Source organism: Paracoccus sp. PAMC 22219, assembly GCF_000787695.1.
GTDB lineage: Bacteria > Pseudomonadota > Alphaproteobacteria > Rhodobacterales > Rhodobacteraceae > Paracoccus.
Genome location: NZ_BBPH01000096.1, coordinates 1 through 2,770, shown reverse-complemented (window position 1 = coordinate 2,770; position 2,770 = coordinate 1). Strand labels below are relative to the sequence as shown.

At 64.9% G+C, this 2,770-nt stretch carries 2 protein-coding genes and 1 pseudogene; all 3 read right to left on the bottom strand.

Annotation, left to right across the window (positions count from 1 at the left end; all coding sequences use genetic code 11):
* Positions 1-20: 20 nt before the first annotated feature.
* Positions 21-472 (bottom strand): annotated as a pseudogene (locus TY51_RS24535) (DNA methyltransferase); the annotation flags it as partial.
* Between the two features lie 51 nt (positions 473-523).
* Entirely contained in the window at positions 524-1,441 is a 918-nt protein-coding gene (locus tag TY51_RS11655) for an ABC transporter substrate-binding protein (RefSeq protein ID WP_042249875.1), read from the bottom strand.
* Between the two features lie 95 nt (positions 1,442-1,536).
* Positions 1,537-2,421, bottom strand: a complete 885-nt coding sequence (locus TY51_RS11650; RefSeq protein ID WP_042249874.1) for an AraC family transcriptional regulator — start codon at positions 2,419-2,421, stop codon at positions 1,537-1,539.
* Positions 2,422-2,770 lie beyond the last annotated feature (349 nt).

Genomic DNA, 2,770 nt, shown 5'->3' with positions numbered 1-2,770 from the left:
CTCATAGTTGAACCGTGTTATTTCGAGGTTTCCGATTTCGCCGCCCAGATCAGCGTCTCGTGCGCGTTGGTCAGGCGCTTGCCGCGAAAGTTCGGCATCGGGTTCGACTTGCGCCAGATCACGTCGTTCATGATCCAGAACTTCTGGTTCTGCAGCTCGGCGCCCACGCGGAAGATGTTGTGATAGCTGCCGATCACCCAGATCGCGCCGTTGGGCTTCAGCAGCCGGCGCGCGGCGGCCAGCCAGTCATGGGTAAGGCGTCATAGGTGGCAAAGCTGCGGGGCTGGCCGTCGATCAGGATCTGGCCGTCGGATGGCTGGATGATGCCGCTGACGATCTTCATCAGCGTCGATTTCCCGGCGCCGTTTTCGCCCAGAAGGGCATGCACCTCTCCGGCGCGGACATGCAGGTCAACCCCGTGCAGGACCTCGATCCGGCCAAAGCTTTTGCGTATTCCCCTGAGTTCCAGCATCTTGCCCCCCGTTCGGTTTGGCCGCGCCCCGCAAGGGGCGCGGCCGGGTACTTACCAGCTGAAGTCAGCGGCGTTCTCGATGTCGACGGTGCGCACGTCGATGGGCACCTCGGTCGGGACGACGCGGGCACCCCAGTACTGCGCCAGCGCCATGCCCAGGCCCACGCGGACCTGGTCGCGCGGGAATTGCGCGGTGGTCTGGATGAACGCCGTGCCGTCGGCGATGGCCTTGACCGCTTCGGGGGCGCCGTCGACCGAGGTCAGCTTGATGTCGCGGCCCGATCCCTGGATCGCGGCCAGCGCACCCATCGCGCCGCCGTCGTTGACCGAAAAGATGCCGGCCAGGTTCTGGTGCGACTGGATCATGTTCTCGACCACGCCCAAGGCGACGGAGCGGTCCTGACGACCGTTCTGGGTGTCGACCAGGGTGATGCCCTCATGCTCGGCCAGGGCTTCCTTGCAGCCTTCGACGCGCTGCAGGATCGGTACGACCGGGATGCCGTCCAGGATCGCGACCTCGCCCTGGCCGCCCAAGGCCTCGGCCAGATAGGCGCAGGACTGATAGCCCGCGTCACGGTTCTTGGAGCCGACGAACGTGTCGACCGGGCCGTTGGCGTTGGCGTCGACCGCGACCACGATCACGCCCTGATCCTTGGCCATCTGCACGGCCGATTCCACGCCCGCGCTGTCGGTCGGGTTCAGCAGCAGGATGTCGATGCCCTGCTGCAGCATGTCCTCGACGTCCGAGATCTGCTTGGCCACGTCATGGCCCGCGTCGGTCACGATGACCTCGGCGCCGATCTGGGCGGCGGCCTCGTTCAGGGCCTCCTGCATGGAGACGAAATAGGGATTGTTCATCTCCTGGAACGTCATGCCGATCTTCAGCGTGTCGTCCTGGGCTGCGGCAAGGCCGGCCGAGGCGACAAAGCCCAGGGCGGCGACGGATACGGTCTTCAGCAAGGTGTTCATGATAGTCCTCCCGTTAGCGTTCAGTTGGCAGTCCCCCTCCGGTCGCGGACCGCATGGGGTCAGCGTCGCGCAGGGTATGGGGTGGTGGGTCGGGCTCAGCTGGCCATGCGGATCGTCTGGTTGGCGGCGAAGGTCGCGCGGAATTCCGACGGCGACATCTTCTTCAGCTTGAGGAAATGGCGGTTGAAGTTCGACAGGTTCGAAAAGCCCACGTCAAAGCAGATGTCGGCGACCTTGGCGTCGGGGTCCGACAGCAGCATGTGGCAGGCCAGATCGATCCGCATCTGGTTGCGATAGCGGACCAGCGTGGTCCCGGTATGGCGCTTGAACGACCGCGAAAACGCGCTTTGGCTTTGCCCGGTCAGGTCGGCCAGTTCCGTCTCGCTGACCGCGTCCAGCAGGTTTTCCCTCAGGTGGCCCAAGGCGCGGTTCATGTCCGATTCCTCGGCCCGCTGCAGGTCCATGACGAAACTCAGGCTGGCCAGCGTCTGCGATTTCGGCGCCGTCGCCAGGAGGTCCAGGATCTGGAAGAACAGCCCCAGCCGTTGCACGCCGCGCGCGTCGATCAGCCTGCCCATCAGCGGCAGCACGGCGCGCGAGGTGTCGTCGTCGAACAGCAGGCCCCGGCGGCTGCGGTCCAGCAGGTGCCGCGCCGATTCCAGTTCCGGAAAGGCGCCGCGCGCGGCCTCGATGAAGCTTTCGGGGAACTGGATGACCTTGGTCCGGCAGGGCACGATCTCTCCGGGGCGGATGTCGCTGATCCAGTTCTGGGGCAGGTTCGGCCCGGTCATGATCAGCTGGCCCGGCCCGAATTCGCCGACATGGTCGCCGATATAGAACTTGCCCTTGGTCGCGACGACCATGTGGATCTCGTATTCGGGATGGAAATGCCAGCGGACCGTGCGGAAGGGATAGCCGTGTTGCCACGCGGCAAAGGATTCACCCTTGCGGATATGGACCAGTTCCAGATCTGGTTGCATCACGTCCCCCCTCTCCGCGCCAGCACGGCCCGCTGCTGCGATGCCGGCCCTCCAAGGCGCTGGACCCTTGCTAGCATGCGCCGTCCCGGCGGGGCCACGACGGCACGGGAAATCTTCAGATACTTTTTTGACACGCGGCGCCGAAAAATCATCACCTGTGGGCCAGACGGGCGTGGCCGCGCGAATGCTGCCGTGCAGCATCGGTGCGTTCCCGTTGCTGCTTAGGCATGGAAAATGGCCGCAACCCTGGGCTGCGGCCATTCCAAAATGCCGGGACGGCGGTCATACTTTTCCGGCAGGCGTCAGTCCGGCATGCGGATCTGGATCTTGACGTCGGTCTCTCGCGCCT